Annotated in this window: 25 protein-coding genes; 9 read left to right on the top strand and 16 right to left on the bottom strand. The window is 65.1% G+C overall.

What is annotated here, in order from left to right:
- Nucleotide 1 precedes the first annotated feature (1 nt).
- The 10 genes from nuoK to DWA33_RS16855 are packed head-to-tail and all read right to left on the bottom strand — an operon-like array spanning nucleotide 2 to nucleotide 9436.
- The gene (nuoK, locus tag DWA33_RS16810; protein ID WP_011159790.1) at nucleotides 2-310 is read right to left on the bottom strand and encodes an NADH-quinone oxidoreductase subunit NuoK; all 309 of its coding nucleotides are present in this window, start codon (nucleotides 308-310) and stop codon (nucleotides 2-4) included.
- Nucleotides 307-813 carry an NADH-quinone oxidoreductase subunit J family protein gene (locus DWA33_RS16815; RefSeq protein ID WP_114359403.1) on the bottom strand — a complete coding sequence of 169 codons (507 nt, stop codon included), beginning with the start codon at nucleotides 811-813 and terminating at the stop codon, nucleotides 307-309. Before DWA33_RS16815 ends, nuoK begins: the two co-directional genes overlap by 4 nt.
- Complete coding sequence (gene nuoI / locus DWA33_RS16820) at nucleotides 810-1331, bottom strand: NADH-quinone oxidoreductase subunit NuoI (RefSeq protein WP_114359405.1); 522 nt, start codon at nucleotides 1329-1331, stop codon at nucleotides 810-812. The genes DWA33_RS16815 and nuoI overlap by 4 nt, the downstream gene beginning before the upstream one ends.
- Complete coding sequence (gene nuoH / locus DWA33_RS16825) at nucleotides 1328-2287, bottom strand: NADH-quinone oxidoreductase subunit NuoH (RefSeq protein WP_114359407.1); 960 nt, start codon at nucleotides 2285-2287, stop codon at nucleotides 1328-1330. The genes nuoI and nuoH overlap by 4 nt, the downstream gene beginning before the upstream one ends.
- On the bottom strand, nucleotides 2284-4917 hold the full coding sequence (gene nuoG / locus DWA33_RS16830) for an NADH-quinone oxidoreductase subunit NuoG (RefSeq protein WP_114359409.1): 2634 nt from the start codon (nucleotides 4915-4917) through the stop codon (nucleotides 2284-2286). The genes nuoH and nuoG overlap by 4 nt, the downstream gene beginning before the upstream one ends.
- The gene (locus DWA33_RS16835; protein ID WP_114359411.1) at nucleotides 4914-6200 is read right to left on the bottom strand and encodes a complex I 51 kDa subunit family protein; all 1287 of its coding nucleotides are present in this window, start codon (nucleotides 6198-6200) and stop codon (nucleotides 4914-4916) included. The genes nuoG and DWA33_RS16835 overlap by 4 nt, the downstream gene beginning before the upstream one ends.
- Entirely contained in the window at nucleotides 6197-6685 is a 489-nt protein-coding gene (nuoE, locus tag DWA33_RS16840) for an NADH-quinone oxidoreductase subunit NuoE (RefSeq protein WP_114359413.1), read from the bottom strand. Before nuoE ends, DWA33_RS16835 begins: the two co-directional genes overlap by 4 nt.
- Nucleotides 6682-8427, bottom strand: coding sequence for an NADH-quinone oxidoreductase subunit C/D (gene nuoC / locus DWA33_RS16845; RefSeq protein ID WP_114359416.1), 1746 nt, complete (start codon nucleotides 8425-8427; stop codon nucleotides 6682-6684). Before nuoC ends, nuoE begins: the two co-directional genes overlap by 4 nt.
- The gene (locus tag DWA33_RS16850; protein ID WP_114359417.1) at nucleotides 8424-9050 is read right to left on the bottom strand and encodes a NuoB/complex I 20 kDa subunit family protein; all 627 of its coding nucleotides are present in this window, start codon (nucleotides 9048-9050) and stop codon (nucleotides 8424-8426) included. The genes nuoC and DWA33_RS16850 overlap by 4 nt, the downstream gene beginning before the upstream one ends.
- The gene (locus tag DWA33_RS16855) at nucleotides 9047-9436 is read right to left on the bottom strand and encodes an NADH-quinone oxidoreductase subunit A (protein WP_114359460.1); all 390 of its coding nucleotides are present in this window, start codon (nucleotides 9434-9436) and stop codon (nucleotides 9047-9049) included. Before DWA33_RS16855 ends, DWA33_RS16850 begins: the two co-directional genes overlap by 4 nt.
- A 429-nt stretch (nucleotides 9437-9865) precedes the next feature.
- Here DWA33_RS16855 and DWA33_RS16860 point away from each other — a divergent pair, with 429 nt between their 5' ends.
- From DWA33_RS16860 to DWA33_RS16875, 4 genes are all read left to right on the top strand, one after another.
- The gene (locus DWA33_RS16860) at nucleotides 9866-11665 is read left to right on the top strand and encodes a glucan ABC transporter ATP-binding protein/ permease (protein ID WP_114359462.1); all 1800 of its coding nucleotides are present in this window, start codon (nucleotides 9866-9868) and stop codon (nucleotides 11663-11665) included.
- Between the two features lie 208 nt (nucleotides 11666-11873).
- Nucleotides 11874-13235 (top strand): D-alanyl-D-alanine carboxypeptidase family protein, encoded by a 1362-nt coding sequence (locus tag DWA33_RS16865; protein ID WP_244601325.1) that lies wholly within the window; start codon nucleotides 11874-11876, stop codon nucleotides 13233-13235.
- A gap of 285 nt (nucleotides 13236-13520) precedes the next feature.
- Nucleotides 13521-15212: a long-chain fatty acid--CoA ligase gene (locus DWA33_RS16870; RefSeq protein ID WP_114359421.1), complete on the top strand. Its 1692-nt coding sequence runs from the start codon at nucleotides 13521-13523 to the stop codon at nucleotides 15210-15212.
- Between the two features lie 248 nt (nucleotides 15213-15460).
- Nucleotides 15461-15946, top strand: coding sequence for a peroxiredoxin (locus DWA33_RS16875; protein WP_114359423.1), 486 nt, complete (start codon nucleotides 15461-15463; stop codon nucleotides 15944-15946).
- Nucleotides 15947-16096: 150 nt separating this feature from the next.
- Here DWA33_RS16875 and rnhA read toward each other — a convergent pair whose 3' ends face one another.
- The 3 genes from rnhA to ispH form a co-directional block, all read right to left on the bottom strand.
- Complete coding sequence (gene rnhA, locus DWA33_RS16880) at nucleotides 16097-16564, bottom strand: ribonuclease HI (protein ID WP_110786319.1); 468 nt, start codon at nucleotides 16562-16564, stop codon at nucleotides 16097-16099.
- Nucleotides 16561-17544 carry a homoserine kinase gene (locus tag DWA33_RS16885; RefSeq protein WP_114359425.1) on the bottom strand — a complete coding sequence of 328 codons (984 nt, stop codon included), beginning with the start codon at nucleotides 17542-17544 and terminating at the stop codon, nucleotides 16561-16563. The genes rnhA and DWA33_RS16885 overlap by 4 nt, the downstream gene beginning before the upstream one ends.
- 102 nt (nucleotides 17545-17646) lie before the next feature.
- Nucleotides 17647-18609 (bottom strand): 4-hydroxy-3-methylbut-2-enyl diphosphate reductase, encoded by a 963-nt coding sequence (gene ispH, locus DWA33_RS16890; protein WP_114359428.1) that lies wholly within the window; start codon nucleotides 18607-18609, stop codon nucleotides 17647-17649.
- A gap of 259 nt (nucleotides 18610-18868) precedes the next feature.
- On the opposite strand from ispH, the gene DWA33_RS16895 reads away from it, so the two are divergent.
- Nucleotides 18869-19585 (top strand): DUF1013 domain-containing protein, encoded by a 717-nt coding sequence (locus DWA33_RS16895; RefSeq protein WP_114359430.1) that lies wholly within the window; start codon nucleotides 18869-18871, stop codon nucleotides 19583-19585.
- A 503-nt stretch (nucleotides 19586-20088) separates the two neighbouring features.
- Here DWA33_RS16895 and DWA33_RS16900 read toward each other — a convergent pair.
- Nucleotides 20089-20466: a hypothetical protein gene (locus DWA33_RS16900; RefSeq protein WP_114359431.1), complete on the bottom strand. Its 378-nt coding sequence runs from the start codon at nucleotides 20464-20466 to the stop codon at nucleotides 20089-20091.
- Between the two features lie 543 nt (nucleotides 20467-21009).
- Entirely contained in the window at nucleotides 21010-21240 is a 231-nt protein-coding gene (locus tag DWA33_RS25735) for a lysozyme inhibitor LprI family protein (protein WP_114359433.1), read from the bottom strand.
- Nucleotides 21241-21469: 229 nt separating this feature from the next.
- Between DWA33_RS25735 and DWA33_RS16910 the strand changes: the two genes are divergently transcribed.
- The 4 genes from DWA33_RS16910 to yidD all read left to right on the top strand — a co-directional run bounded on the left by DWA33_RS16910 (nucleotide 21470) and on the right by yidD (nucleotide 24430).
- Nucleotides 21470-23167 carry an AIPR family protein gene (locus DWA33_RS16910; RefSeq protein ID WP_114359435.1) on the top strand — a complete coding sequence of 566 codons (1698 nt, stop codon included), beginning with the start codon at nucleotides 21470-21472 and terminating at the stop codon, nucleotides 23165-23167.
- Between the two features lie 193 nt (nucleotides 23168-23360).
- On the top strand, nucleotides 23361-23606 hold the full coding sequence (locus DWA33_RS16915; RefSeq protein ID WP_167443227.1) for a hypothetical protein: 246 nt from the start codon (nucleotides 23361-23363) through the stop codon (nucleotides 23604-23606).
- 138 nt (nucleotides 23607-23744) lie between these two features.
- A complete protein-coding gene (locus tag DWA33_RS16920) occupies nucleotides 23745-24044 on the top strand; it encodes a hypothetical protein (RefSeq protein ID WP_114359439.1) in 300 nt (99 codons plus the stop codon).
- Nucleotides 24041-24430: a membrane protein insertion efficiency factor YidD gene (yidD, locus tag DWA33_RS25740; RefSeq protein ID WP_114359441.1), complete on the top strand. Its 390-nt coding sequence runs from the start codon at nucleotides 24041-24043 to the stop codon at nucleotides 24428-24430. The genes DWA33_RS16920 and yidD overlap by 4 nt, the downstream gene beginning before the upstream one ends.
- A gap of 131 nt (nucleotides 24431-24561) precedes the next feature.
- Here yidD and DWA33_RS24930 read toward each other — a convergent pair whose 3' ends face one another.
- Nucleotides 24562-25092 carry a RipA family octameric membrane protein gene (locus DWA33_RS24930; RefSeq protein ID WP_147270250.1) on the bottom strand — a complete coding sequence of 177 codons (531 nt, stop codon included), beginning with the start codon at nucleotides 25090-25092 and terminating at the stop codon, nucleotides 24562-24564.
- Nucleotides 25093-25831: the final 739 nt, after the last annotated feature.

The raw sequence follows: 25831 nt of genomic DNA on the forward strand, positions 1-25831 counted from the left end.
CTCAGCCCTTCAGCCCGCTGATGGCATCGCTGTCGTCGGTGCCGGTGAGGCGGCGCAGCCGCAGGAACAGCGCCAGCCCGACCGCGACCTCGGCGGCGGCGAGCGTCAGCACCAGGATGAACATCCCCTGCCCTTCGGGATCGGCGTGATAGGCGCCGGCGGCGATGAAGCCCAGCGCCGGGCCGCTGAGCGCGACTTCCAGCGCGACGAGCTGGAACAGCATGCCGCGGCGCGCCAGCACGCCGAACACGCCGACCGCGAACAGGCCGGCGGCGAGGATCATGATGCCGATCAGGTCGGACCCGGTCATGATCCGCTCCTCGGGCTGCGATCGCTGCGACCAATGTGGCGAACGCCGATCAGGCCGGCGAGCAGCAGCAGCGAGGCGAGCTCGACCGCCAGCGCCCACGGCCCGAACAGCAGCCTGCCGACCTCCTGGGCCGACACCGGCGCGGGCTGTCCGGTGGAGGTGAGACCGAATTCGCCGAATACGAAGGGCGCGACGATCAGCACCGACATCAGAACCGGTAACGGCCAGGCGCGGCGCAGCAGCGCACGCTCGCGGGTGATCGCCTCCGGCGAAATCGGCAGCGTCATCACCACGAAGACGAACAGCACCACGATGGCGCCGGCGTAGATCATGATCAGCAGAACCGCCGCGAATGCCGCGCCGAGCGCGAAGAAGCACACCGCCAGCGCCAGCAGCGTCACCACCAGATACAGCAGCGCATGCACCGCGTTCGGCCGCGTCACTGACAGCGCCGCCGAGATCAGCGCGAAGGCGCCGGCATAGATCGCAAGCAGCGAACTCATGGCAGCAGCCCCTTCAGGTTCACCGGCGGCGCCTCGTGTTCGGCCTCGCCCTTGTCCTTGCCGGGGATCGCCTTGCCGGCGAACGACCAGTAGCGATAGCCGCGGACCTTGCCTTCGCCGGAGATCAGAAGATCGTGCTTCTCGTACACCAGCGCGTCGCGGCGCCACTCGGACAATTCGTAGTCCGGCGTGAGCTGGATCGCTGCGGTCGGGCAGGCATCCTCGCAGAAGCCGCAGAAGATGCAGCGGGCGAAGTTGACGCGGAAGTGTTCCGGGTACCAGCGGCCGTCGTCGGCCACCGCCTTGGAAAGATCGATGCAGCCGACCGGGCACACCGTCGCGCACAGATTGCAGGCGACGCAGCGCTCCTGGCCGTCCGGATCGCGGGTCAGCACGATCCGGCCGCGGGCGCGCGGATACAGCTTCGGCTTCTGTTCCGGATAGAGCTGGGTTTCCGGCTTGACGAACAGCTTGCGGCCGACCCGCAGCAGGGCTTCGAGCCATCCGAATCCGATCATGACGCGCTCCTCGCCACCACGACGACACCGGTCAGCATCAGATTGAGCAGCGACAGCGGCAGCGCCACCTTCCAGGCGAAGCCGAGCAACTGATCGTAGCGCGGTCGCGGCAGCGTCGCGCGGATCCAGACGAACGCGACCGCGATCGCCGCGGTCTTCAGCCCGAACCACACCGGGCCGGGCAGCCAAGGCCCGAGCCAGCCGCCGAAGAACAGCGTCACCGCCAGCGCCGACACCAGCAGCACCGCGAGATATTCGCCGAGGAAGAACAGGCCGAACGACATGCCGGTATATTCGGTGATGAAGCCGGCGACGAGATCGTTCTCGGATTCCGGCAGGTCGAACGGCAGCCGGTGCGCGGCGGCGATCCCGGCGATGGTGAACAGCGCCATGCCGAGCGGCTGCAGCACCACGAACCAGACGCCGCGCTGCGCCTCGACGATCTCCGCCATGGAGAACGAGCCGGCGATCATCACCACGCCCATCAGCGACAGGCCGAGAAACACCTCATAGGCCAGCATCTGCGCCGCGGCGCGCATGCCGCCGAGCAGCGAGAACCGGTTGTGCGACGCCCAGGCGCCGAGTACGGCGGCATAGGCCGTCAGCCCCAGCATCCCGAGCAGGAACAACAGCCCGACATCCACCGACGCCAGCGCCCACCCGTCGCCGATCGCCACGACGCCGAAGCCGGCGAGCACCGGCGTCGCCGCCACGGCGGGCGCAAGGATGTAGGACAGCTTGTCGGCACCGGGCGGCGGCCGATCCTCCTTGGTGAGGATCTTCACCGTGTCGGCGACCCATTGCAGCGAGCCGAACGGGCCGACGCGGTTCGGCCCGTAGCGTTCTTGGACGAAGCCGAGCAGCCGTCGCTCCACCCAGGTGAAAGTGCCGGCGAGCACCAGCAGCGCCATGATCAGCGCGACCGAAATGGTGGCGGTGATGATCATCCCGATCATGGCGCCGCCTCGACCTTGACCCGGCGCAGCGGGCCGCGCGGCTGGCAAGAGCCGGCGCTGATCACCACGGTGCCGCGCGGCACCATGGCGTCCAGCGTCACCACCGGCGCGCAGGGATTGCCGTCGACCTGCACCGCTGTGCCGTCACGGAAACCGTGCAGCGCCGCATCATCAGGATGCAGCAGCAATCGTGGCGCCGGCCGGCGCGCAGCAAGTAGCGCGCTGGCGCGGCTCAGCTCGCCGCCGGTGAAGGCGTCGTGCAGCGGGATCAGCCACAGTCCCTCGCCGGCGAGGGCCGGCTGCGGCACGGCCTCGGGCAGCGACGCCTCGCCCGGTCTGATCAGCGACGCGCCGGGATCGCCGCCGCGCAGCGGCCCGCCGACTTCTTCGAGGAAGCGCGTGACGTTATTGGCCGAGTGCAGGCCGGAGGTCTTGTAGCTGGTGATCAGGGCCGGCGGCACCGCAGTGCCGCGTGCGCCCTTGATGCCGAACGTCAGCGGTCCGTCGTGATCGACCGGGATCACCGCATCGGCAAACTGTCCGGCGCGATCGTCGGCGGTGCGCCCGGTATAGGGCCGCGGCGCGCGAGTGACCTTGCCGTCGGCCATTCCGAAATCTTCGCCAGGCGCGGCATCGGCCACCGCCACGAGATCAGGACGCTCGACGATCAGATCGCCGATCAGCGCGTCGAGCCCGTGCCAGTCGCCGGCACCGAACGCATCGAGCCGGCGCCAGCTCGCCGGTGCGGACTCCTGCGGCGCCACCGCGGCGAAGAACCGCTGTGCCCGGCCTTCGTAGTTGACGAAAGTGCCGGTCGCCTCGGTGAACGGCGCCACCGGCAGCGCGACTGCCGCACGCGCCGTCGTCTCGGTGGCCATCGAATCCAGCGCGACCACGCCCTTGGCCGCGGCGAACAGCCGCTCGACACTAGCGCGCGGAGCACGGTCGAACAGATCGTTTTCGAGCACGATCGCGGTCTTGGCTCCGCCGTGTTCGAGCAGCGCAGCAGCGCTGTCGAGGCCGTCGCCGCCGAGCAGCGCCAGACCGATGCTGTTGGCCTCCGGCGCCAGCAGCACGATCCGCGCCTTGGCACCGAGCGCAACGACAATGCGCGCCGCGGCTTCGATGATCTCGGGCGACATCAACGCACAGCCGGCGACGATCAGCGGCCGCTCGGCGTTCGCCAAAATCTCGGCAACTCTTGCGGCTTCGGAATGCTCCTCGACCTCCTCGGCGCCACCTGCGCCGAGCGCAGCCGCAACGCCAACGCCAAATGCGGCGATGCCCTGCGGATCGAGCCGTAGCGACAGCGCGGCGAGATCGTCGAGCGCATCGGGCAGCGGCGTCGCCAGCACGATCGGCGAGCGTCGTCCTTCACCGGCGGTACGGACCGCCGGATCGAGGAAGGCGTGCACGCCCTTCTGCGCGGCGAGCTCCCGCTCGGCGCCCCGTGCGGTCTGCCGCAGCGCCAAGGCCAGCCGCGGCGCGGTGCCGGTGAGATTCTCGCCAAGCACCAGGACGGCGTCGGCATGCTCGACCTCGTGCAGCGAGGCGATCTTGGCAGGCCCAGCGCGCAGGATTTCGACAATGCGGCGCACCAGGCCGGCTTCGACGTCGGACACTCCGGCAAAGAACCGCTCCGGCCCTACGAGACGCTGCAGCGCGTAGTTGGCTTCCAGCGAGGCGCGCGGCGAGCCGATCCCGATCGCGCCTTCGGCCACGATGGCATGGGCGGCGGAGGCGGCGTCGTGGTCGCTGGCGGGCGCGCCGCCGATCAGCGGCTGCCGCAGCCGGTGTTCGGAGATGACGTGCAGCGGGCCATAGCGACCGCGATCGCAGATGAAGTAGCCGTTGAGGGCACCGTGGTAGCGGTTCTGCACCCGCTTCACCCGGCCGTCGCGCTGGTCGACCAGGATGTTGCAGCCGAGCGAGCAATGCGGGCAAATCGACGGCGTCGCCCGCATGTCCCATTTGCGCGCGTAATCGCGCGACCAGCCTTTGTCGTTGAACACGCCGGTCGGACAGACTTCGGCGAGATTGCCGGCAAACGGGCTTTCCAGCGCGCCGTCCTCGGCGCGACCGAAATACACGTTGTCGTGGGCGCCGAACACGTCGAGATCGCGCCCGCCCGCATAGTCGCGATAGAACCGGGTGCAGCGATAGCAGGCGATGCAGCGATTCATCTCGTGCGTCACCAGCGGCCCGAGATCCTGGTTGCGATGAGTGCGCTTGGTGAATTTGTAACGGCGATCGATATGGCCGGTGGCGATCGTCATGTCCTGCAGATGGCAGGAGCCGGCCTCTTCGCACACCGGGCAATCGTGCGGATGGTTGACCATCAGCCATTCGATCACCTGGGCGCGGAACGCCACGGCTTCCGGATCGGACACGGACACCCGCTCGACATCGGCGACCGGCGTCATGCAGCTCATGACGATGCGGCCTTCGGTGTCGTCCGGGCCGGAATACACCTTCACGGCGCATTGCCGGCAGGCGCCGACCGAGCCGAGCGCGCCGTGCCAGCAGAAATACGGCACGTCGATGCCATGGGTCAGGCACGCCGACAGAAGGTCCTCGCCGTCCTTGGCTTCAATGACGCGGCCGTCGATCTCGATCTTCTTCTTGGTCATGGGCGGCCCACCGGACAGAAGCCCTGCAGGTGGGCCGTGAAGATGTCGCCGAAACGCTCGAGGCCGCTGCGCAGCGGCGTCAGCGCGCCGGTGTTGAGATCGCAATAGGAGCGGCCGGACGGGCCGGACAGCGCGACGTGCTGGTGCAGCACCTCGATATCGCCGCGCGTGCCCTTGCCGGCTTCGAGCGTATCGAGCAGCTTCGACACCCACGGCAGACCGTCGCGGCACGGCGTGCACAGCCCGCAGCTCTCGCGCGCATAGAACCGCATATGACGCCCGATCGCCGCCACCGGACAGGCGCGATCGTCGAGCACGATCAACGCTCCGGTGCCGAGCGAGGAGCCCGCCTTCTTGGTGCTGGTGAAATCGAGCGGTACGTCGAGTTCGGCCTTCTCGAAGAACGCGGTGGCGCCGCCGCCGGGCTGGAACGCCAGCAGCGCGCGGCCATTGCGAATGCCGCCGGCGCGATGCAGCAGCTCGCGCGCGGTCGAGCCCATCGGCGCTTCGATCAGTTGCGGGCGCTCGACGCAGCCGGAGACACCGTACAGCTTGGTGCCGCCTTCGTCGGTGAACGACAGCGACCGATACCAGTCGGCGCCGTTCTCGATGATCGACGGCACCGACGACAGCGTCTCGACGTTGTTGACCGTGGTTGGCCGTCCCCACAGGCCGCTGACCGCCGGATAAGGCGGACGATGCCGCGGCACCGGACGCTCGCCCTCGATCGCTGCGATCAGAGCGGTCTCTTCACCGACGATGTAGCGGCCGGCGGAGGCATGCACCCGCATCGTCAAATCGAAACCGGAGCCGAGAATGTCGCGTCCGAGCAGGCCGCTCGCTTCCGCCTCCGCAATCGCGCGGCTCAGCGCAGCGGTGGCGGCGCGATATTCGTCGCGCACCAGGATGATCACTTCGGTGGCGCCGATCGCATAGGCCGCGATGGTCGCGCCCTCGATCAGCTGATGCGGCAGCGCCTCCATCAACAGCCGGTCCTTGAACGAGCCCGGCTCGGTCTCGTCGCCGTTGACGCAGAGATAGCGCGCGCCCGGACCGGCCTTCTCGCTGCCGGTGCGCATGAAGCGCCATTTGTTGGCGGTCGGGAAGCCGGCGCCGCCGCGGCCGCGCAGGCCCGCAGCTTCGACCATCGCGATGATCGCCTCCGGGCTGTGGCGCTTGAGCGCCAGCGACAGCGCCGCGTAGCCACCGAGCCCGCGCCAGGCGGCGAGGCTGTGCGGCTGACGGTCGGCGCGGGCGCGGCCGGTGAGCGGCTTGTCGCTCATGGCGAGCCTCCAACCGAGAGGCCGCCGATCAGCGCATCGAGATCGTCCGGCGTCAGCGGACCGACCAGCTTGCGCTCCGGGCCGACCAGCGCCACCGGCGCACGATCGCAGCCGCCGACGCAGCAGATGTTGATCAGGGTGAACTTGCCGTCCGGCGTGGTTTCGCCGAAGCCGATGCCGAGCTTGCTCATCACCGCATCGCGCACCGCATCGCCGCCGCACAGATAGCAGCTCAGCCCGTCGCACAAGAGGATCACCGTGTCGCCGACCGGTGAGCGGAAGATCTGGCTGTAGAAGGTCGCCAGCGCGTCGATCTCGGCAGGCGTGACGCCGAGTACGTCGGCGGCTTCCTTCAGGTGCGCGTCGGACACCCAGCCTTCGGCTTCCTGCACCAGCTTCAGCGCTTCCACCATCGCAGCCTTCGCGCCGCCATGAGTCGCGGCGGCGTGCTGGATCGCGGTCTTGAGGGCGGGACTGAGGCTCATCGGTCGACGTCCGACATCACGTAGTCAATGCTGCCGAGATAGGCGACGAGATCGGCCACCATCATGCCGGGGGCGACCGCGGAAATCATCTGCAGATGCGCGAACGACGGCGTGCGAATCCGGGTGCGATAGCTCGACGGCTCGCCGTCCGAGATCAGCGCGAACTGCGTCAGACCACGCACCGTCTCGACCTGGCCGGTGTATTCACCCGGCGGCAGCACCGGCCCCCAACTGGTGCTGACGAAGTGATGGATCATGGTCTCGATGTCGTGCAGCATCCGCTCGCGCGGCGGCGGCGTCGTCAGCGGATGATCGGCCTTGATCGGGCCGGACGGCATGTTGTCGACGCACTGCCGGATGATCTTCAGCGACTGCCGGATCTCTTCGACCCGTACCACGGTGCGGTCGTAGCAATCGCCCGTATGGCCGACCGGAATCTCGAAGTCGAAGTTCTCGAAGCCCGCATAGGGCCGCGCCTTGCGCACGTCCCAGGCATAGCCGGTGGCGCGCAGCCCCGGACCGGTGACGCCCCAGTCGAGCGCCATCGCGGTGTCGTAGGCCGCAATGCCCTTGGTGCGGGCGCGGAAAATCTCGTTGCGCAGCACCATGCCTTCGTAATCGTCGAGCCGCGACGGCATCCAGTCCAGAAACTCGCGAACCAGCTTGTCCCAGCCGTCCGGCAGATCCATCGACAGTCCGCCGATGCGGAAATAGCCGGGATGCATCCGGGCGCCGGTGATCGACTCGATCACCCGGTAGCCGCGCTCGCGGTCGGTGAACATGTAGAACACCGGCGACATCGCGCCCGTATCCTGGGCCATGGTGCCGTAGAACAGCAGGTGGTTCATGATGCGGAACATCTCCGACAGCATGATCCGCACCGTCAGCGCGCGGTCCGGCACCTTGATGCCGCAGGCCTTCTCGACCGCCTGCAAATAAGGCATCTCGCCCATCACCCCGCCGAGATAGTCGACCCGGTCGGTGTAGGGCAGGAAGTTGTGCCAGGTCTGGCGCTCGGCCATCTTCTCGGCGCCGCGATGATGGAAGCCGATATCGGGACGCGCCGCGACGATTTCCTCGCCGTCGAGCGCCAGCACGATCCGGAACACGCCGTGGGTCGCCATCGAATGCGGCCCGTAGTTCAGGATCATCAGCTCGACGCCGTCGCGATGCGTCGGCAGGCCGAACTTCTCCGGATCGGCGGCGAGCGCATGTTCCTTGGCGTCGAACAGCGACGCCGTCATGTTGAACAGCGGCCGCTCGGTGGCGCGGCCCGGCTGGGTCTTGCGCATCGGGTGGCCTTCCCAGCCCGGCGGCAGCAGGATGCGCAGCGAGTGCGGCTGGGCTTCGAACTCGACCCCGAACATGTCGTAGGCTTCGCGCTCGTACCACGGCGCGTTGGGATACACCGAGCCGATCGACTTGGCGCGCGGATACTCGGCATCGAGCGCGATCTTGATCCGGATGTCGGCATTGCGCTCGTGCGACATCAGATGGCTGGCGATGGTGATGCCGGACGGCGGCAGGCCGTCGCGATGCTTGCGCGCGGTCTCGTCGATCGCCCACAGGTCGACCAGCATCCTGAACGGCCGGTCGATCTCCTGCTTCAGGAAGCGATGCACGTCGATCGTCGCGTCCGGCCGAATCCAGACGGTCGGAAACCGATCGGCAGTAACCTGCTGGCCCAGCACCGCATCCTTGAAGCGCGTGCTGAGCTCGGTGACGAGTTCGGATGCGCTCACAATGACTCCGGCGGATCGAGCAGGGTCTGCGCCATGCGTTCGTCGCGGCGCTGGTCGCGCCGGCGCGGCGCATCGAAACCGAGACCGGCGGTATTGCCGACGGTGACGCCGAGCGGCCGCCGCTCGCTGCCGACCTGCTGCTGCAGCATGATCAGCGCGTCGAGCACCGCCTCGGGGCGCGGCGGGCAGCCGGGGATGTAGACGTCGACCGGAATGAAGCGGTCGACGCCCTGCACCACCGAATAGATGTCGTACATGCCGCCCGAGCAGGCGCAGGCGCCCATCGCGATCACCCAGCGCGGCGCGCGCATCTGCTCGTACAGGCGCAGCAGCGGCGCCGCCATCTTGTGAAACACGGTGCCCGAGACGACCAGCAGGTCCGCCTGACGCGGCGAAGCGCGGATCACCTCGGCGCCGAACCGCGCCTGATCGTACACCGGCGTCAGCACCGTGACCTGTTCGACGTAGCAGCACGACAGCCCGAAATTGAAGGGCCACAGGCTGTGCTTGCGCGACCAGGCGGTGAGGTCTTCGAGCGTGGTGAACAGGCTCGACAGCGCCATATGTTCTTCGACCGAGACGTCCTCGGCGGGCTGCGACGGATGTTGCGGCGTCATCGTCATCGGCGCCGCCCCTTGACCCAGTCGAGGGCGCCGTCGAGCCACAGATACACCAGCGCCAAAAGCAGCACACCGATGAACACCGCGGCCTCGATCAGACCGAGCCAGCCGGTGTCGCGCGCCGCGACCGCCCAGGCGAACAGGATCGCGGCTTCCATGTCGAAGATCACGAACAGCGCGGCGATCAGGAAATACGGCGCGTTCAGCGGGCCCTGCTGCGGCTGCGCCGGCAGCACGCCGCCTTCATAGGGCACGTCGGGCCGCGCACCGGAGCGCTTCTCGCGCAGCCAGGCCGCGACCACGATGATCGCCGCGACGATCCCGGCCGACAGCGCGACGTGGATGGCGAGTGCGGCGCCCGAATTGATCGGAAGGGTCAGATCACCCACCGGCAAGGCTCCAACAAACAAGCGGAAGAGCGGATCGCAAACGATCCGACGTAGGGTGTAGAAGTCGGGTTGTTAACGCATCGTCACCATGCCACCCCGCCCGTCAAGGCTGGTTGACGCGGATCAACTCCGCGACCACGATACCGTGAGAATCCCGCTGTGATTTCCGTTAGTTGGAACCCGTCAAACGGCCATCAGAAAGGTCGATGAAGCCGCGTTTGGACGCCTCGCTGCGAGCGGGTGCGGCGCGGCGAATCGGCAGCGCCGTCAGTCTGCGGCACGTTGCCACGTTGGGCTTCGATGGCAGCGAAACGCGCGGCGGGAGATGCGCTACGCGCCCGCCTCGAAACGACGCGTGGACATCCGCGCGGACGCATTTCGCTGGGAACGGAAATGATCTAACCATAATCGTCTCGTTTGGGCTGGCCGATGTCGCTGCTTCGTCTTTACACCCGGGTGCTGCAACTGCTCGGCGGAGAGGCGCGGCTCGGCTGGGTTCTGGCCGTCGCCAATCTGCTGCTCGCCACCGCGCAATTCGCCGAGCCGGTACTGTTCGGCCGTATCATCGACGTGATGAGCGGCAATCTCGCCACCGGCGCACTTGTGCCGGAAGCGCGTTCGCCCTGGCCGCTGCTCGGCGCATGGGCCTGCTTCGGACTGTTCACCATTCTGTGCTCGGCGGTGGTCGCGCTGCAGGCCGACCGGCTCGCGCATCGGCAGCGCCAGGCGGTGCTGACCAGCTATTTCGAACACATCCTGCAACTACCGATCAGCTTCCACACCGGCACCCATTCGGGCCGGCTGATGAAGGTGATGCTGCAAGGCACCGACGCGCTGTGGCGGATGTGGCTCGGCTTCTTCCGCGAGCACTTCGCCTCGATCCTGTCGCTGGTCGTGCTGCTGCCCCTGTCGCTGTACATCAACTGGCGGCTGGCGACCCTGCTGTTCGTGCTGTGCGTGCTGTTCACGCTGCTCACCACGCTGGTGGTGCACAAGACCTACGGCATGCAGGGCGAGGTCGAGGCGCAATACAGTGACCTGTCGGCGCGCGCCTCCGACGCGCTCGGCAATGTCGCGCTGGTGCAGAGCTTCGTCCGCGTCGACGCGGAGGTTCAGAGCCTGCGCAACGTCTCCGGACGGCTGCTGGCGGCGCAGATGCCGGTGCTGTCGTGGTGGGCGCTGGTGACGGTGATCACCCGCGCCTCCACCACCATCACCGTGCTGGCGATCTTCACGCTCGGCATCTGGCTCAATCAGCAGGGCCTCACCAGCGTCGGCGAGATCGTGATGTTCGTCTCGTTCGCGACGCTGCTGATCCAGCGGCTCGAGCAGGTGGTGAATTTCATCAACAACGTGCTGATGGAAGCGCCGCGGCTGCGTGAATTCATCGCGGTCCTCGACACCGTGCCGGCGGTGCACGACCGCGCCGACGCGATCGACCCCGGCCGGCTGTCGGGGCTGGTCGAGTTCCAGAACGTGTCGTTCTCGTACGATGGCAAGCGGCCGGCGGTGGAGGATCTGAGCTTCACCGCTTTACCGGGCGATACGATCGCGCTGGTCGGCGCCACCGGCGCCGGCAAGTCGACGGCGATCGCGCTGCTGCACCGGGCGTTCGATCCGCAATCCGGCGTCGTCAAGATCGACGGCATGGACATTCGCGGCCTGACGCTGGCCGGCCTGCGACGGAACATCGGCGTGGTGTTTCAGGAGGCGCTGCTGTTCGACCGCTCGATCGCCGACAATCTGCGGGTCGGCAAGCCGGACGCCACGCTCGACGAGCTTCGTCTCGCTGCCGAGCGCGCCCAGGCGCTGGAGTTCATCGAGCGCAGCGAGCACGGGTTCGACACCAACGCCGGCGAGCGCGGCCGGATGCTGTCCGGCGGCGAGCGGCAGCGGCTGTCGATCGCCCGGGCGCTGCTGAAGGATCCGCCGATCCTGATCCTCGACGAAGCCACCTCGGCGCTCGATGCGGTGACCGAGGCCAAGCTCAATCTCGCGCTCGACGAGGTGATGAAGGGCCGCACCACCTTCGTGATCGCACACCGGCTGTCCACCATCCGCGACGCGACCCGTATTCTGGTGTTCGACAACGGCAAAGTGATCGAGACCGGAACGTTCGACGAACTGGTAGCCGGCGGCGGAGCTTTCGCCGAATTGGCGCGGGCGCAGTTCATGGTGCACGAAAGTACGCGCGCCGCCGTCGCTTCGGCCGCCGACGCGCAGCTCTGAGCGGTCGAATTTCAGCCCTTTTCGTCCACGATTACCGGGACCCAGGCCCTGTTCTGCGGGCGCGAGCCGGTATAGGGTCGGGTTTGCTGGGGCCACCGCCTGAAACCCGAACGCCACCGCGCCGCGATCGTCTCGCCGGCCGCGACGGAACTCACCGGACTGGAATCGGAACGCGCCTTTGATCATCGCACAGCCTCGCCGCTCATCGTTGTTTCTGTGTCTCGTCGCGGCAACACTGCTGTCGCTGGCCCTGCTGCCGCGCGCCGCGAGCGCCGAGGCGCTGCTGCTGGTGGAGGCCGACACCGGCAAGGTGCTGCAGGCGGACAACGCCACCTATCCATGGCATCCGGCGTCGGTCACCAAGCTGATGACGCTGTATGTGACGCTGCAGGCGGTGAAGCAGGGCCGGCTCACCACCGACTCGCTGCTGACGGTGTCGCCGATCGCAGCCGCGCAGTCGCCGTCGAAAATGGGCTTCCGCGCCGGCACCCAGATCACCGTCGACAACGCGCTGAAGATGATGATGGTGAAGTCGGCCAACGACATGGCCGTGGTCCTGGCGGAAGGCGTCGGCGGATCGGTCGACGGCTTCTCGGCGATGATGAACGACACCGCGGCGCGGCTCGGGATGACCCAGACCCACTACGTCAATCCCAACGGGCTGCCGGCCGACGAGCAGGTGACCTCGGCGCGGGATCTGGCGATCCTCGCCCGCGCCATCATCCGCGACCTGCCCGAATACGAGTATTACGTCCACATTCCGGCGATCCGCTTCGGCAAGCGGGTGACGCGAAACTTCAACAAGCTGATCGGCCGCTATCCCGGCGCCGACGGCTTCAAGACCGGCTTCATCTGCGCCTCAGGCTACAACTTGGTGGCGAGCGCCACCCGCAACGGACGGAGACTGATCGCCGTGGTGCTCGGCGCCAATTCCGGCCAGGACCGCGCGGTGAAGGCGGCGCAGCTGCTGGAGCGCGGCTTCTCCACCAACACGCTGGCCTGGCTGACCCCGTCGCTCGGCACCGTCGACAATCTCGCTCCGATCGCCGCCACGCCGCCAGACCTGCGCGACGAGATGTGCGGGCCGAAGCGCAAGCGCCCGGCCAGCGACGACGACGAGACCGTCGCCAACGCGCTGTCCGGCAATCCGGTGATGTCGATGTTCCAGCCGCCGACGCTGCGGCCGGTCGACATGATTGCCGCCGAGCCCGAACCGACCCAGCCAGTGCTGGTTTATACCGGACCGACCCGGAGCGGACCGGCGCTGATCGCGGCCGAGAGCAACGACGCCGAGCAGCACACTGCCAAGCCGGCGAAGAAGAAGGCCCGGGCGGCCAAGAAGAAGGATGCCGCGCCGGCCAGCGACGAAGCCAGTGCCGCCAAGGACGGGAAAAAGCCGAAGCCGCGTACCGCGGTGATCGTCGATACCAGCAAGCCGGCCGGTCCCAAGCATACGACCGCCAAGCCCGACGCCGCCGCCGATAAGCCCGCTGCGGCCAAGCCGAAGCCGAAGGCCGCTGCGAAGCCGGCGCCGAAGAGCGCCACCGGCGAGACAAAACCGAAATCCTGATACCGCCGCCGACAACCGGCGGTGAGTCCTCTGCCTGTGCGTCGGCCGCTGTCATAGCGGGCGTTGGCGACGTCGCCCTGCTGCGGCGTGAGGCCGCTTGCGTTCGCTGATCGCTTCGCTCAATACTCGCCACAACGGGCGTCGGACGCGGTCTTGGCGTATTTCTTTCGCAGCGCAGCAAACGACCCGCGGCGTCTTTCTGCCAATTCGCCGCCCCCGACCGATATGCAACAATCATAATGCACGGAGCGGTGCGCTACGTGCAGGCGACACGAGGAACACACCATGGAGCGGACCTGGCTCAAGCACTACCCGGCAGGCGTACCTGCCGACATCGACGTGACGCAGTACCCCTCGCTGGTCGACCTGTTCGAGGAGAGCTTCCGCAAGTTCGGCGACCGCAAGGCCTTCATCTGCATGGACAAGGCGATCACCTATCGCGAGCTCGACGAGATGTCGGCCGCGCTCGGCGCCTATCTCCAGGGCAAGGGCCTGCAGAAGGGCGCGCGCGTCGCGCTGATGATGCCGAACGTGCTGCAGTATCCGGTGGCGATCGCCGCGGTGCTGCGCGCCGGCTTCGCGGTGGTCAACGTCAACCCGCTGTACACCCCGCGTGAACTCGAGCATCAGCTCAAGGATTCCGGCGCCGAAGCGATCATCGTGCTGGAGAACTTCGCCCACACCGTCGAGCAGGTGATCGCCCGCACCCCGGTCAAGCACGTCATCGTCGGCGCGATGGGCGACATGCTGGGCTTCAAGGGCGTGATCGTCAATCTGGTGGTACGCAAGATCAAGAAGATGGTGCCGGCGTTTTCGCTACCCGGCGCGGTCTCGTTCAACGACGCGGTGTCGGCCGGTCGCGGCCAGAAGTTCACCAAGCCGCCGATCGGACCGGACGACGTCGCCTTCCTGCAATACACCGGCGGCACCACCGGCGTTTCCAAGGGCGCCACGCTGCTCCACCGCAACGTCGTCGCCAACGTGCTGCAGAACGACGCCTGGCTGCAGCCGGCGCTGGCCAAGCCGCCGCATGTCGACCAGCTGTTCATCGTCTGCGCGCTGCCGCTGTATCACATCTTCGCGCTGACCGCCTGCTACCTGCTCGGCATGCGCGCCGGCGGCGTCAACCTGTTGATCCCGAACCCGCGCGATATTCCGGGCTTCATCAAGGAACTGATGAAGTATCAGGTCAACAGCTTCCCGGCGGTCAACACGCTGTACAACGGCCTGCTGCACGCGCCGGGCTTCGACAAGGTCGACTTCTCGAAGCTGAAGATCTCCAACGGCGGCGGCATGGCGGTGCAGCGTCCGGTGGCCGAAGCCTGGCTGAAGATGACCGGCTGCCCGATCGCCGAAGGCTACGGCCTGTCGGAGACCGCGCCGGTGCTGACCTGCAACCCGGCGACCGTTACCGAATTCAACGGCACCATCGGACTTCCGATGCCGTCCACCCTGCTCTCGATCCGCGACGAAGAAGGCAACGAGGTGCCGTTCGGGACCCCTGGCGAAATCTGCGCCAAGGGGCCGCAGGTGATGAGCGGCTACTGGAATCGGCCGGACGAGACCGCGCTGGTGATGACCGCCGACGGCTTCTTCCGCACCGGCGACATCGGCGTGATGAGCCCGGACGGCTTCACCAAGATCGTCGACCGCAAGAAGGACATGATCCTGGTCTCGGGCTTCAACGTCTATCCGAACGAGGTCGAGGAAGTGGTCGCCAGCCATCCGGGCGTGCTGGAATGCGCAGTGATCGGCGTGCCGGATTCCCGCACCGGCGAAGCCGTCAAGGCCTTCGTGGTGAAGAAGGATCCCGACGTCACCGCCGAGGACATCATCAAGTTCTGCCACGGCGAACTGACCAACTACAAAGTGCCGCGGCAGATCGAATTCCGCACCACGCTGCCGAAGACCAATGTCGGCAAGATCCTCCGCCGCGAACTGCGCGACGAGAAGAAGAGCAATCAGGCGGCGGCGTAAACGCCTGCTCTCCTCTTGCCCCGCCATGTCATTCCGGGGCGCGGCCGTCAGGCCGCGAACCCGGAATCCCGCAGTTATCGTGCCCGTTTCGGATTCCGGGTTCGCTCGCTTTGCGAGCGCCCCGGAATGACGGCGGTGTGCTTGGACGGCGTGCCGCCGCCTACCCGCACAAACCTCACCGATCCCGCGACATTGTCACTGTCATACGCGCGGGCTAGAAATCATCCGCACAACAGGGAGAGATACCGATGACCATCAAGGTTGGCGACCGGCTGCCCGACGTCCAGTTTCGCGTGATGACCGAGGAAGGCCCGCAGGTGAAAACCACCGACGAGATCTTCAAGGGCAAGAAGGTGGCGCTGTTCGCGGTTCCGGGCGCCTACACCGGGACCTGCCACAAGATGCATCTGCCGAGCATCTTCCTCAACGCCTATGCGATCAAGGACAAGGGCGTCGACACCATCGCGATCGTCTCGGTCAACGACGCCTTCGTGATGAACGCCTGGAAGCGCGACACCGACCAGCGCGACGAAGCGATCTTCCTGGCCGATGGCAATGCCGAGTTCACCAAGGCGATCGGCATGGAAATGGACGGTTCGGGCTTTGGCCTCGGCACCCGCTCGCTGCGCTACTCGATGCTGATCGATGATGGCGTGGTCAAGACCCTCAACCTCGAGCCGAACCCCGGCAAGGTCGAAGTCTCCGGCGGCGACACGCTGCTCGGGCAGCTGTGAGCTGATTGCGGGCACACTTCGCTCCAACGACCAACGTCATCGCCCGGCTTGTCCGGGCGATCTCGTATTCCAGGGCGTTCGTGCCGAACTAACTGGCTCTCTGGGATACTGGGTCACCCGCATGCGCGGGTGACGACGACAGTGAAGCGGTTACTTCACCCGAGATTTCATCCGGTTTTCCGCCAGGCCATCCCGCGCGAGCTGATCGGCGCGTTCGTTTTCGGCGTGGCCGGCGTGGCCTTTGACCCAGTGCCAGCGGATGCTGTGGGTCTTCAGCGCGGCATCGAGGCGCTGCCACAAATCGACGTTCTTCACCGGCTTCTTGTCGGCGGTCTTCCAGCCGTTGCGCTTCCAGTTGTGAATCCAGCTGCCGATGCCGTTCTTGACGTATTGGCTGTCGGTATAGAGATCCACCGAGCACGGCCGCGTCAGCGCTTCGAGCGCAGAGATCGCCGCGAGCAGCTCCATCCGGTTGTTGGTGGTATGGGGCTCCCCGCCCTTCAGCTCTTTTTCGACGTCGCCGAACTTGAGGATGGCGCCCCACCCCCCCGGGCCGGGGTTGCCGGAGCAGGCGCCGTCGGTGTGGATGATCACCGGCTTCTGGTCGGCCTCGCTCACGCCACCGCCCCTGCGATCTCGACTCCATAGTCGCGAATGCTGGCGACATTTTGCTGGAAGCGCAGCTTGCGGACGTATTCCATCGGGTCCTTCGGCTTGACCAGCGCGCCCTCGGGCACGTTCAGCCAGTCGACCAGCCGGGTCAGCAGGAAGCGCAGCGCGGCGCCGCGGGCGAGCAGCGGCAGCGCGGCCTGCTCGGCGGCATCGAGCGGGCGTACGCGCGTATAGGCGCTGAGCAGCGCCTGCGCCTTGGTGACGTTGAAGGCGTGGTCGGCCTCGAAGCACCAGGCGTTCAGGCAGATCGCGACGTCGTAGGCCAGCAGGTCGGTGCAGGCGAAGGTGAAGTCGATGATGCCGGAGACCTCGTCGCCGATGAAGAACACGTTGTCCGGAAACAGGTCGGCGTGGATCAGCCCCTGCGGCAGATCGGAAGGCCACACCCCGCTTTCCAGATAGTCCAGCTCGGCGGCGAGAAAGTCGCGCAGGCCCGGCTGCACCTCGTCGGCGCGCGCTTCGGCTGCGGCGAACAACGGCCGCCAGCCGGCGACCGACAGCGCGTTCGCCCGCTTCATCGCAAAGTCGCGGCCGGCCAGATGCATCTTGGCGAGCGACTGGCCGACGCCGGCGCAATGCACCACGCTCGGCTTGCGCGGCCACACCCCATCGAGAAAACTGATGATCGCCGCCGGGCGACCGGCAAGCGTCGCCAGCGTGCGGCCTTGGCGATCGGCGACCGGCTGCGGGCAGTTGATGCCGCTTTCGGCCAGGTGCGTCATCAGCGACAGGAAGAACGGCAGATCGTCGCGGGCGACGCGCTTTTCATACAGCGTCAGGATGAAATAGCCGCGCGAGGTGTGCAGCAGGAAGTTGGAGTTCTCGACGCCTTCGGCGATGCCCTTGTAGGACAACAACTCGCCGATATCGTAGGAGCCGAGAAAATCCGCGAGCTCGTCGGCGGCGACGTCGGTGTAGACCGCCATGGCGTGATCCGATCAGAAGGAAAAAAGCTGGCGGCTTCCTAGACCAAGACGGGGCGCGATGAAAGGCCGCCCCCGGGGGAGGCCCCCCGGGTCTCGCCGCGGTTATTCCGCGGCGTCGGGGCGCAGCACCCGCGGCACCGGGAAGAACTCGTTTTCCTCGGCCGCCGACACGGTCTCGACCGACAGGTCGAAGCGCTCGGCGAAGGCGCCCATGATCTCCTCGACGATCACCTCGGGGGCGGAGGCCCCGGCGGTGAGGCCGAGCACCTTGATGCCCTCGAACTGGCTCCAGTCGAGATCCGAGGCGCGCTGCACCAGCACCGCGACCTTGCAGCCCTCGCGCTCGGCGACTTCGCGCAGCCGCTGCGAGTTCGACGAATTCGGCGCGCCGACCACGATCATGGCGTCGACCACCGGCGCCACCTTCTTCACCGCGGCCTGGCGGTTGGTGGTGGCGTAGCAGATGTCTTCCTTGTGCGGCCCGGAGATGTTCGGGAAGCGCTCGCGCAGCACCGCGACGATGCCGGCGGTGTCGTCGATCGACAGCGTGGTCTGGGTGACGAAGGCGAGGTTGTTGGGGTCCTTGGGCTGATACGCCTCGGCATCGGCCGCGGTCTCGATCAGCGTCACCGCGCCCTCGGGGAGCTGGCCGAGGGTGCCGACCACTTCGGGGTGGTGGGAATGGCCGATCAGCAGGATCTCGCGGCCGCGCTTGAAATGGATCGCCGCCTCGCGGTGCACCTTGGTGACCAGCGGGCAGGTAGCGTCGATCGAGAAGAAATTCCGCGACAGCGCGTCTTCCGGCACCGACTTCGGCACCCCGTGGGCGGAGAACACCACCGGAGCCCGGGTGTTGGGGATCTCCTCCAGTTCCTCGACGAAGATCGCGCCCTTGGCGCGCAGGCTGTCGACCACGTATTTGTTATGGACGATTTCGTGCCGGACATAGACCGGGGCGCCGTACATCGCGAGCGCCCGCTCGACGGTATCGATCGCCCGCACCACGCCGGCGCAGAACCCGCGCGGCGAGCAGAGAACGATTTTCAGCGGGGGTTTGGCGAGCATTGGCAGCGATCCGGGGGCCTGGGCGCCGAGCAGAACCGGCGGAAAACAGGCGCACGCCAACGGCGTTGCGCATGGGTCGAACGTGGTAGGAATTGGGCCGGGTTTGCGGCACTGTCAAGGCCGCGGGCCCTGCACTTTAGCAAGGCTCCTTGCGCGGCGAGCCCCGAACGGCATATATAAGCGGCAATTCCCGTCATCCCCGACGACCCGCCTTGCCTCAGGACGATTCCGGAGGGGCAAGGGACAAAGGAGATTTGCCATGAGCAACGCACCGCTGATGCCGAAGGCCACCGCCGTCTGGCTGCTCGACAACACGGCGTTGACGTTCGATCAGGTCGCCGACTTCACCAAGATGCACGTGCTGGAGGTCAAGGCGATCGCCGACGGCGACGCCGCCCAGGGCATCAAGGGCATGGACCCGATCTCGACCGGCCAGCTCACCCGCGACGAGATCGAAAAGGGCGAAGGCGATCCGGACTACCGCCTCAAGCTCGCCGAGAGCAAGGTGGTGCTGCCGCAGGCCGCCAAGAAGAAGGGCCCGCGCTACACCCCGGTGTCGCGCCGCCACGAGCGGCCGAGCGCGATCCTGTGGCTGGTGCGAAACCACCCCGAGCTGAAGGACGCGCAGATCATGCGGCTGGTCGGCACCACCAAGACCACGATCGCTTCGGTGCGCGACCGCACCCACTGGAACGCCGCGACCCTGACCCCGATGGACCCGGTGACGCTCGGCCTGTGCTCGCAGCTCGACCTCGACTTCGAGGTGCAGCGCGCCGCCAAGGAGAAGCCGACCGACCAGCAGTACGGCGGCGCCACGCTGCTGCCGGCCTCCGAGACCACCCGCAAGGAAGCCGAGTTCGAAGCGGCGTCCTCCGGCAAGAGCCAGGAGGATCTCGACGTCGACGCGGTGTTCGCCAAGCTCAAGACCATCGGCGGCAAGAAGCCCGAGGACGAAGACGAAGAAGGCGGCTTCTGAGCCGCCGACCCTCCCCGTCATCGCCCGCGCAGGCGGGCGACCCAGTATTCCAGAGCGTGAATTGCCGACCGCAGACTCTCTGCAATACTCGATCCTCCGCCTGCGTGGAGGATGACGGACCCAGCGCGTTGCGACCCCGCGGCCGGCATCCGCGCAAAGCGCCCTCCCCACCCTCACCGTCATCGCCCGCGCAGGCGGGCGACCCAGTATCCCAGAGCGTGAATTGCCGACCGCAAACTCTCTGGAATACTCGATCCTCCGCCTGCGCGGAGGATGACGGACCCAGCGCGTTGCGACCCCGCGGCCGGCATCAGCGCAAAGCGCCCTCCCCACCCTCCCCGTCATCGCCCGCGCAGGCGGGCGACCCAGTATCCCAGAGCGCGCGTTGCTGATCGCAAGCTCTCTGCAATACTCGATCCTCCGCTTGCGCGGAGGATGACGGACCGAGCGCGTTGCGGCTCCGCGGCTGGCATCAGCGCAAAGCGCCCGCCCCATCATCGCCGTCATCGCCCGCTCCCCGCCTTGCGCCCATCGCGCATCGGCTCGCCGTGCTGCCGCCACGCCAGCGCCTGATCGCGGCGGCGGCGCTGCAGGTTGGTGTACAGCGTGTCGATGATCTTCCACTGCGGCTCGGTCGGCGGGTCCATCGGCACGACGGCGCAGAGCATCGGGGTGCGGCAGCCGCGCGCCCGGCGGCAGTCCTTCACCGGGCAGCGCTTGTGCGCCTGCGCTTCATCTGCCAGCGCGCGCTGCAGCGCGCGGCGTGCCGCCAGCATGTCGACGTCGAGCCGAAGCTGCGCCCGCTCGGCGCTGGCTTGCTGCTCGAGCGCATCCAGCCGCGCGTGATCCCAACTGAGGTGTTCGGTCGGCCAAGTCGGCATCGCTCCCTCCTGATGCTGATACCAGCGGGCGCGCGCGCATGCGGCGGCGTTGCCCGCAAAAGCCTTGCGTGAGTGGTGGGTTCAGGGGGCCTCCGGTCGGCCATCGGGCCGAGGGAGGTGGAGCGCCGAAAGACGCGCCTTTGGTAGTACCCGCGGCCTCATGCCTCGGATCGCCGAAGCGCGAGCGCCGCGGAAACGTCTTTCGACGCTCCACCGTGGCGACTTTTGGCTGAAGGACCGTGCTTCCGGGACACGGCGAGCTTGCGGGCTTTCCCCGGCCTCTACCGTACCCGTCCAGCCTCTGTCGCGGCGGCCGCTCGTAGTAGCGGCGGACGGCGACCCTCAGCCTCCCGGAGGTACAGGGCGACGTCCACCCCACACCCGCAGGCGCCACACCCCGCCCCGCGACGACCAGCGTCCCGGCAACGCGCCCCTCGATGGGGCGGGATGAATGCGCTTTTATTCCTATCTCGATAGGATGTCAACTTCAAATTTGTAGGTTACTGCACCGCATTCACGGGACACAATCCGCATGTCCCTGCGTTAGGCCGCATCGTGCTCGCGCATCTCCTCCAGCAGACGCCTCAACTCGCCCGTCCGACTCACAGTTATGGATTCCAACTCACCTGCGAAAATGACAGGAGCCATTGAACCGCCTTCACATTTCGCGGAAGCAAATTCCGCCTGTGATTGCGCGTACTTCGTCCATTGCTTTTGCGTCTCCTTAAGCGCCCACCCGCCGAATTCACTCGCATTCCCGTGCGGCGCTGCCATTCGGGCGACGTTTCAGCGCACCATCTTAAGAGGCGAACAAAGAACAGACTCCAAAGAAGCCCGTAGGACGGATTAGCTCAGCGTAGTCCGCCCCATCAACCGAACACGCCCCTTGAGCGCCTCCGAAAATACCATTCTCGACGACAGCCTCTTATCACAACTAATAATTGAAGATCGATATATGCACCGCTAGCGTTCGGTTCGAAGCTTAGAAACCGAGCAAGACGCAATGTCATCTCTAAAAGTCAATCAAATCAAAGTTCGACTACGTGAACTGTTTGAGCCGCACCTGAATGTTTCTGACATTTCGCCGCGAGACGCGGAAAGGGATCAGAAGGTATTAACGAGATGCTTAGCGGCCCTCGCCGTCTCCACGGTCGCCGGTTGCACACCGAAACAAGCCGCAGAGTCGGTATGGGACGGGAGCGGCGACAACGGAATCGATGCAGCCTACTATGATCCATCGGACCAATCCGTGGTCTTTGTCCAATCGAAATGGATCAACGCCGGGACAGGCGAGCCGGAGGCGAAAGACATCGGGACCTTTGTCACCGGCGTTCGCGATGCGATCGAACAGAACGTCGATGCATTCCACAGCCGACTGCACGCCAGTCTTCAAGACATCTTCGCTCAAATCAATACGCCCGGCACCTCCGTCCACCTGGCAGTCGTCACCACCGGCGTGAGTCAACTTGCGAAGCCGAGCACTTTGCATTTTGAACGACTGCTATCAGAACTCAACGGCAACGACCCGCACGAGCTGGTCTCGTGGGAACTCTTGGGTTTGAACGAAGTCTACACTCGCCTCGCAAGCGATCCAGAAGGCGGCCGCGTCACGTTAGAGGCGCAAATACTCGATTGGTCTCGCGTCAATTCTCCTTATGCCGCGTATTTCGGCATCGTTGATGGGTATCAGTTAAAGACATGGTGGAAACGCCACGGGAAGAGCTTAGTAGTCTCCAATATTCGTCACTCCCTCGGCGGAACCGACGTAAACAACGAAATTAGACAGACCGCACTCAATTCGCCCGAGAAATTCTGGTATTTCAACAACGGAATCACCTTGATCGCCGAGGAGGCCGTCGTTGCTCCAGCCAAGGCCGCAACCCAATCCGCCGGACAGTTTCGTTTTCGAGGGGCGTCGATCGTTAATGGCGCCCAAACCGTCAGCTCTCTCGGGCGCATCGAGAACGATACGAACCTCGGACTAGTTCGAGTACCAATCCGAGTCATCCTCCTAGAGTCGGCGCCCGTAGGCTTCGGAAAAGAGGTCACACGAACCAACAACCTTCAGAACCGAATAGAATCACGAGACTTCGTTGCACAGGACCCCGAACAGAAGCGCCTCAAAGAAGAGATGGCGGTCGAAGGCGTCGACTATCAATTCTTGCGCAGCGAGGAGGTCAGCCCCTCGGCTAGCAGTTGTGAGCTGATCGAAGTCACTGTCGCTCTTGCATGCGCGTCCGGAGACCCAGTTCTCGCGGTGCAGGTAAAGAGCGGAATCGGGAAATTCTTTAACGATCTTCAGAAAGCTCCGTATCGGACGATCTACAATCCCTCGACAAGCGGAGCTCGTGCCTTCAATGCAACGGCCATGAACCGTCATATTGATGGATGGATCGAACGCAAAAAGAAAAGCTCATCAAAGAAGAATGGTGCGGCCTGGGGCGTTCTAGTTCACGGAAACCGCATTCTCTCGACTGCTGTCTTCCGACTATACGGCTTGAACCGACTGTCAAAGCCAATCAGCGATTTCAGAAGCGAGATCAACGATCCGGCGCCAATCTATCGACTCTGCAATGATGTGCACGCGCGAATGACCTCCGCGATCGAGAAAAAGTTCCCGGACAAATTCCTCGCTGTTCTGTTCAAGAATCCATCCCACAGCAAAGTCGTCTTTGAGGATGCGATTCAGGCAAATCGTTAGCCCGTAGAGCACATTAACATAGCGTAATCCGTCGCTTTCATTGACGTCGCACATCGGCGGGTTACGCATTCGGCTGACTGCCCTACGTGCTGCGCTCGACACGGCGGCGCGGTCCACTCAACCAACATTCAATCCAACGTCGAGTTGCAGCTCTGCTCCATTGCGTGTCAGCCTGAGCCCATTGATTTGGAGTTTGAGCATGGCGGTATTTCTCAAGATCGTTTCAGGTGCCTACCTCATCCTGGTGTGGCTGTCGTTCTTCATCGGGCTGCAATCGCCGCTTGAGCGCGAACTACAAATGCCGATGGGAAGCGCGACGATCGCGCTGTTCCTGATCGCGGTCCTGCTGTCGATTCCCGGCGTTGCACTGTTCGCGTTCGGCCAATTGGTCGGCGACGTCAGGGCTATTCGCAATTCTTGCCGGCAGCCGCAGCAGTAGCTCAATCCCGCATGATACGTCCGCAGTTTCGATCTGCTGCGGCTCTATCGCTCTTCCGGAACTCCGATCGAGCGACGAACGACGCGATAGAGCACGGATCAATGCTGAGATTTCTGCAATTGTTTTTCAGAGGATAAGATGGCGCTGATCGCAACCGGAAATATCAATTATCCTTATGAGGTGCTGGGAGTCGTTCATGCCACCGTCAGCCGGACACCGACAGCCGGCGGCTGCGGCAATTCCGGCAGACTTCCGATCCAGGAAGCCTACGAAGAGGTGACACAAGCGCTCTACGATGCAGCTCTTGCGTCCGGTGGTGACGGTGTCATTCACGTCGGCTACGACTACCGCATGTCGAGCGCCAATCTCGGATGCAACAACACTCAGCCGGTGTTCGAGGTGTACGGTTGGGGTACGGCGATCAGAATGATCGGATGACATTGATCGCTAAGGTCTGCTGCTGGGCAGTCAGAGCGGCGGCCAGTCGGCCAGTCCCACACCTGATCGAGCCGGCCGCGACGCGACTCGCAATTGGGACAATCCGACTGTACCGCCGATCGCTGTCTCGGCATACCAACCGGACCTGTCTTTTCAATCCGACATGCTCACAACGGGCGCTGGAGGCGATCGAGCAACACGGATTTTCCGTGGGAATGAAGCTCGCAGCCGCGCAAATCAATCGCTGTGGCGGCAGTTATACGTTGAGCGTCACCGCATCGGGCGAGACGTGGCTCGTGACCTCGGATGGCCTGCGATTTGGCCCGGACGAGATCGCAGATGTCTTGAAGGCCTCGCGCACTCGGTCCATATCGAGCACGCCGTAGGACGAAAGAGCACGCGTAAGGTGAGCAAAGGCGCCGAGCGCCGCGGCCACGTCACACGAACTGGCATCACGTGCTCAAGGGTGGGCATGCTGCGCTTTGCCCACCCTACAAATCAATCCGTCATTCGACTTCTATAAGGTACAATCCAGCAGCACGCACTGCTTCTTGCCATTCCAGGACTTCTCCACGATCGGTTTGATCTCGATGATGAACCCCGTCGCTCCGGAGAAGAAGATCAAGAGCCAGACAACCATGAACGAGCTCGCAAGCCACACCAGCGAATGATGAAATGATGGGGCATGCCAACTATGTGAAGCGAACGATGGATGTGAAAAGATCCGAGTACTTGGCGCGTTTCGACCTGCAAAGGCCGCATTTTCGATTTCGCACAAACGATCATTCCAAAAATCTATCCATCTGTTGGCTCTTTGCGTAATCAAATACCAAAGCAAAGATATCAAGAAGCCGAACACGGATAGACCGACGATCGCCAAATACATGAACGACTTCAGCTCGGTGAGGTGACTCGCAATGAACGGAATAACCGTCAGCGACGCAGTATTGACTAAGAGGAACAGTTGAGCCCTGGACCACCTGAGATTCGCATCTGTATTCCGAGAGTTTGCGACAGAAACATAGATATCGCTATCATCAATCGACATAGCCACGCCTCCAACAGCGAATGGGATCGGAAATTGGACGAAGCTCTATTGTCTATTTCGCACAATCCATCTGATAATTAGTTGAGTTCACGATTTGAGCGGTGAGGCGCTAAATGCGGACCTGAATGGTCGAGCGCTATCTATCGGCCAAGCCTTGCAGCAAGCCTAGCCCGCGCGAGCGAATGCGACCGCGGGTCTTTTGCATGGACGCCGTCTATGACGAACGAGCGGAGGCGGTCCGGCATCGCTCAGGACGCCGAAGGGACGCCGGCACACCCGCGCCGGACATGGCTCGGACCGGACGCGATCTGGTCGGTGCGATGCAGGCCTCGCCTTGTCGAGATGTCGAACTTACGCCGCGTCGGACGAGACTTCCGGTACGTGACGTCGATCCGTTCGCGACATTCTCCGAATGGCTTTCGGAGTTCGACGAAGCGGCCTGTCGCGATCTGTGAGCGGCGCTTCGTCCCGGGTTTCGCTACGCTCGTGCCGGCTACACGCCAGACTCACTGCCCGCGTCGCCCTCACCCCAGCCCTCTCCCGCAAGCGGGAGAGGGAGCGCGCTGCGATCTGCGGCATGGCCCGTCGTTCAAACTCATAGGGGGTGATCCTTATCACAGCGTCGAGATTCCTGTATCTGCGAGGTGCTGGTGCATAGTCAGCACGACAGAGGCCGCTCGGTAGATTCCCGGCCGATCATCTCGCCGTAACCCGGTGCGGGCGCCTCTGTCGGTGTTGC

Source organism: Rhodopseudomonas pentothenatexigens, assembly GCF_900218015.1.
In the GTDB taxonomy this organism is placed as follows: Bacteria; Pseudomonadota; Alphaproteobacteria; order Rhizobiales; family Xanthobacteraceae; genus Rhodopseudomonas; species Rhodopseudomonas pentothenatexigens.